This is a genomic window from Rhodococcus sp. CX, assembly GCF_015865005.1.
Classification (GTDB): domain Bacteria; phylum Actinomycetota; class Actinomycetes; order Mycobacteriales; family Mycobacteriaceae; genus Rhodococcus.
In genome coordinates, this window is the sequence record NZ_JADZGH010000091.1 from 1 (window position 1) to 4,363 (window position 4,363).

The 4,363-nt window shown below is 67.2% G+C and carries 5 protein-coding genes and 1 pseudogene; 2 read left to right on the forward strand and 4 right to left on the reverse strand.

What is annotated here, in order from left to right; all coding sequences use genetic code 11:
• Positions 1 to 109: 109 nt before the first annotated feature.
• The 3 genes from argJ to I0Q12_RS09620 form a co-directional block, all read right to left on the reverse strand.
• A complete protein-coding gene (gene argJ, locus I0Q12_RS09610) occupies positions 110 to 1,258 on the reverse strand; it encodes a bifunctional glutamate N-acetyltransferase/amino-acid acetyltransferase ArgJ (RefSeq protein ID WP_197251709.1) in 1,149 nt (382 codons plus the stop codon).
• A 188-nt stretch (positions 1,259 to 1,446) separates the two neighbouring features.
• Complete coding sequence (locus I0Q12_RS09615; RefSeq protein ID WP_197251710.1) at positions 1,447 to 2,196, reverse strand: acetoacetate decarboxylase family protein; 750 nt, start codon at positions 2,194 to 2,196, stop codon at positions 1,447 to 1,449.
• A gap of 88 nt (positions 2,197 to 2,284) precedes the next feature.
• Complete coding sequence (locus tag I0Q12_RS09620; RefSeq protein WP_197251711.1) at positions 2,285 to 3,157, reverse strand: aldo/keto reductase; 873 nt, start codon at positions 3,155 to 3,157, stop codon at positions 2,285 to 2,287.
• 124 nt (positions 3,158 to 3,281) lie between these two features.
• Here I0Q12_RS09620 and I0Q12_RS09625 point away from each other — a divergent pair, with 124 nt between their 5' ends.
• Both I0Q12_RS09625 and I0Q12_RS09630 read left to right on the forward strand, forming a co-directional pair.
• Positions 3,282 to 3,713, forward strand: coding sequence for an SRPBCC family protein (locus I0Q12_RS09625; RefSeq protein WP_197251712.1), 432 nt, complete (start codon positions 3,282 to 3,284; stop codon positions 3,711 to 3,713).
• Positions 3,714 to 3,718: 5 nt separating this feature from the next.
• A complete protein-coding gene (locus I0Q12_RS09630; RefSeq protein ID WP_197251713.1) occupies positions 3,719 to 4,036 on the forward strand; it encodes a helix-turn-helix transcriptional regulator in 318 nt (105 codons plus the stop codon).
• A 59-nt stretch (positions 4,037 to 4,095) separates the two neighbouring features.
• Here the strand turns inward: I0Q12_RS09630 and I0Q12_RS32520 are convergent.
• Positions 4,096 to 4,363: pseudogene (locus tag I0Q12_RS32520) on the reverse strand (AAA family ATPase); the annotation flags it as partial.

A 4,363-nucleotide genomic window follows, 5' to 3' on the forward strand; every position in this document is an offset into this window, starting at 1 on the left:
CGGCCCCGCCGCGTCACGGCGAGACCGACCCGCGATTCTGCAACAGCCCGTGAAGGAGACGAATGTACCGCTCGCTCGGAAACGGGAGGGGCTCGCCCGGGTGGGGCGGCTACGTGGTGTAGTCCGCGTTGATGCGGATGTAGCCTTCCGTCAGATCGCAGCCGTAGGCGGTGAACTCGCCCGCGGCGATGCCCAGATCCACCTCGATGACCACCTCGTCACCCCCGAGGTACTCCTGGAGAGCGGCGAGACGTTCGGGTGATGCCGGGACCGGATAGGTTTCGAGCCCTCCGAATGCGATCCGCACGTTCTCCTCGAGGATGTCGGTTTCGGATTCGCACTTCCCCACGGCCATCGCCACCCGGCCCCAGTTCGGGTCGGCGCCGTGCACGGCCGTCTTGACGAGCGGGGAGTTCACGACCGCCTTGGCGACGAGCTTGGCCTGCGCATCGTCGCGGGCACCGGTGACCCGGACCTCGATGAGCTTGCTGGCGCCCTCACCGTCCGAGGCGATCATCCGCACGAGCTCGGTGCACACCTCGAGCAGCGCCGCTTCGAACTCGGTCGGGTCGACGGGCCCGGCCGCCCCGGACGCGAACACGGCAGCGGTGTCCGATGTCGAGGTGTCGGAATCGACGCTGACCGCGTTGTAGGTGCGGTCGACGACCGAGCGGAAGATGCGATCGAGGGCGTCCGGGGCGAGCTGCGCGTCGGTCGCGATGAACGACAGCATCGTCGCCATATTCGGTTCCATCATGCCGACACCCTTGGCCACCCCGACCACCGTCGCGTTCCCGACCGTACGGAACGCACACTTGGAGCGCGTATCCGTCGTCATGATCGCCTCGGCGACCGCGCCGAGATCGGCGGGTCCGGGCGCGGGAAGGGCGTCCATTCCCGCGAGCATGCGTTCCATCGGGTACAACACCCCGATGACGCCGGTCGAGGCGACCAGAACCTGCTCGGCCGGGCATCCGAGGCGGTCTGCCGCCCAGGCCCGGAGTGTCCGGGCATCCGCGAGTCCCTGCTCTCCGGTTGCGACATTCGCGTTGCCCGACACGACGACGACTCCGCGGAGCGCCGACAGATCGACCTCACGGTCGAGACGCACACTCGGGCCGGCGAAGCGGGACCGGGTGAACACCGCAGCGGAGGCGACATCGGGGGTGGTCACGCCGAGAAGCGCGAAGTCGGGACGGTTGTCTTTGACACCGATGCTTCCGGTGAGCGAGATGAAGCCGTCGACGGCGGGGATCATTGAGAGTCCTTTCGAGCGAGTTTGCTGCAGGGTCCACTCTGCCGAACGAACGCCGGAAACGGGGACGCCGGGGTGCGCAGCAGCGCGCCCGCTTATGGGACCGGACCGTGCCTCGTAGCTCGAGCGAACGGTACGTTCGATCGATTGAAGGAGACGAACGATACATTCGCTCGGAAAGAAGGGGGAGGCTACCGCGCCGGCACTTCCACGGCGTCCCCGAACGTCATCGCCAGATTCCCGATCGACGACGACACCAGCGCACGCTTGGGGAGCCCCAGCGACCGCAGCTCGTCGGCGATCGGGTGCGTCCCCAGCCGCAGCGTGGCACCCCCGATCCGTGTCCGCATTCCGGACGGGTTCATGTCCCAGCTCGTGCGGCGCGTCACCGCGTCCAGGAACGAGTACGCGGCGACGGACGCCGTCGCACCCGCCCCCGGAACCGGAATACCCCGGGCGACGGTCAGTTCCGCGATGAGCCGGTCGTCCACGGACACCGACGCGCGTTTGGTGGCGCTGTGATGGTCGGTGTCGAAGTCGGCGAGGATCTTCGGGAATCCCCAGATACCGCGGCCGGCGGCGAGCGTGAAGTCGCCGTCGACGGGCAGTCGGTGGATGAGCGCACCGGCGCCGCCGGACCCGAGTTCGCGGAGGTCCTGCAGCACCGTGCCGCCGCGCCGGTTGTGGTCGCGGACGAGGAAGCACACGCCGAATTCGTTGTAGGGCCCGAGATCTCCGTCGACGTAGTCGACGAACACGAGGGTGCAGAGGCCGTGTCCGGGCCGGTACTGCAGAATCTCGAGGCCGCTGCCGGCGATCAGCGCCTGCGCCGGTGCTGTGGGTACCGAGTACATCGCCATGAAGGCGGTCGCGGTCCGGACCTGCACGGGCATCGCGACCTTCCTGCCGAGGACGAGGTGCGTGCCGGTGGTGTCGCTCATGTGTGCCTTCCCGGAGAATCGTGGAACGCTCGGATCAGAAATGAGAACACGTTCCACTATTGGGTCCGGGTGCGGCGAACGCAAGACCTTACGGCGCTCCCAGGTTCATCTCGTCCGGGTGCATCCCCACCCGGGTGCCGTCGTCGAGAGTCGCGATCTCGCTCAGGTCCAGTTCGGACAGTTCGAAATCGAACACGTCGATGTTCTGCGCGATCCGTTGCTCGTGCACCGACTTCGGAATGACGATCAGCCCGTTCTGCAGGTGCCACCGGATCAGGACCTGCGCCGGCGTCTTGCTGTGCCGGTCGGCGATGCGCGTGATCATCGGATCCGTGAGCAGCGTGTTCGGCTTGGATGCCGGACCCCACCCGGAACCGCTGGTGCCGCCGAGCGGACTCCAGGATTCGACGGCGATACCGAGTTCGGCGGCGGTCGCGCGGATCTCCTCCTGCGGCAGGTGGGGGTGCAGTTCGACCTGGTCGACGGCGGGAAGCAGGCCGCCGCGATCGGCGAGCAGCTTCAGGTGCCGCGGCTCGAAGTTGCAGACGCCGACCGCCTTCGCCTTCCCCGAGGATGCGATCTCCTCCATCGCATCCCACGTGCGCAGCAGGCGCTGGTCGTCGAGCAGCGGCCAGTGCACGAGATACAGGTCGACGTAGTCGAGACCGAGCCGTTCCAGGCTCGCGTCGATCGCCGCCAGGGCGGGTTCGTAGCCCTGGTCGGAGTTCCACAGCTTGGTGGTGACGAACAGGTCTTCGCGGGGGACCGACGACGACGCGAGGCCGCGCCCGACGCCCGCCTCGTTGCCGTACGCGGCGGCGGTGTCGATGTGCCGGTAGCCGGCTTCGTCGATCGCGAACCGCACGATGTGCTCGGTCTGCTCGTCGGTGGCCTGCCAGACTCCCAGGCCGAGCTGCGGGATGGTCGTTCCGGAATTCAGCGTGATCTCGGGAGTGCTCATCGTCCCAGGCTAACCAGCGGGGTGCGGCTTCGTGGTCCTGGTGGAAGAAATGCAACTTGGGGGTTGCAGTGCGCCCGGGCATGTGCAACTCTGGAGTTGCAAATCATCTACCACGGAGGAAGTCATGGCATCTCTCGACATCACCCGCAGTATCGATATCGAGGCCCCGATCACCAAGGTGTGGGCCGCCCTGACCGAACCGGAGCTGATCGCCCAATGGTTCGGTGACACAGCAGAATTCGATCCGAGACCCGGAGGTACAGGAAGTTTCGGCTGGACGAATCACGACGAAGGCCCGTTCCGCGTGCTGGTCGAGCACGTGGACGAACCGAAGACCCTGATCTACCGGTGGGCACGTGAATCGAACGCCGACCCTGTGCCGGGAAACTCCACGCTGGTGCGGTTCGACCTCGCCGAGATCGACGGCGGTACCCGCTTGACGTTGGTGGAGACGGGTTTCGAGGAGCTCGCCGAACCGCGATCGGCTCACGACGGCAACGTCGAGGGCTGGCAAGCCGAACTGGGCGACCTCGTGGAGTACGTGGAAGCACGGTGAGTGACATGTCCAAGGATGTTCCGGTGGTGCTGGCGGTACTCGCCGACGAGACCCGCTGGAACATCCTCACGCAGATCGGCGCCGAGGACCTGTCCGCGAGTGCGCTGGCGGACCGGCTTCCGGTCAGCAGGCAGGCCATCGCCAAGCACCTGTCCGTGCTGGCCGACGCCGGATTCGTGGAGTCGGTCCGGGTGGGGCGAGAGATCCGATACCGGGCGATCGGCACCCCGCTCGGCAGGCTCGCCGATGAACTCGACGCCATCGGGCGGCAGTGGGATCGCCGTATGGAGGCGATCAAACGTATCGCCGAACGGCCCGATTAGGGCGTGCCTCCCGATCCGTCGGGGAATGGGAGACATGCCCTGGATCGGCGGCGCCTCGACTACTCGACGGGACGAAGCTGCCGAACCCAGGCGTCGACCTCGCGCCGGCCGGTCAGCCGGATCACGGGAAATTCGGGTCGCCGCGCGACGACCTCGGCGACCCGCTGCGCCGTCAGGGGATGCGTCGACCACGCCCACCGTACGATGTGCGCCGGGTCGGTGAAGACCGTGTGCAGGGGTGGTTCGATGTTGCCGTTCCACAACACTTCCCGGCGCCACCGACGCCGCAGGGTGTGCACGGCCACCTGGCGCATCACCGTCGCGCGG

Bases quoted from the DNA above. Each gene is read 5' to 3' on its own strand.
- I0Q12_RS09625 (WP_197251712.1), top strand. From the start codon at position 3,282: ATGGCATCTCTCGACATCACCCGCAGTATCGATATCGAGGCCCCGATC.
- argJ (WP_197251709.1), bottom strand. From the start codon at position 1,258: ATGATCCCCGCCGTCGACGGCTTCATCTCGCTCACCGGAAGCATCGGT.
- I0Q12_RS09630 (WP_197251713.1), top strand. From the start codon at position 3,719: ATGTCCAAGGATGTTCCGGTGGTGCTGGCGGTACTCGCCGACGAGACC.
- I0Q12_RS09620 (WP_197251711.1), bottom strand. From the start codon at position 3,157: ATGAGCACTCCCGAGATCACGCTGAATTCCGGAACGACCATCCCGCAG.
- I0Q12_RS09615 (WP_197251710.1), bottom strand. From the start codon at position 2,196: ATGAGCGACACCACCGGCACGCACCTCGTCCTCGGCAGGAAGGTCGCG.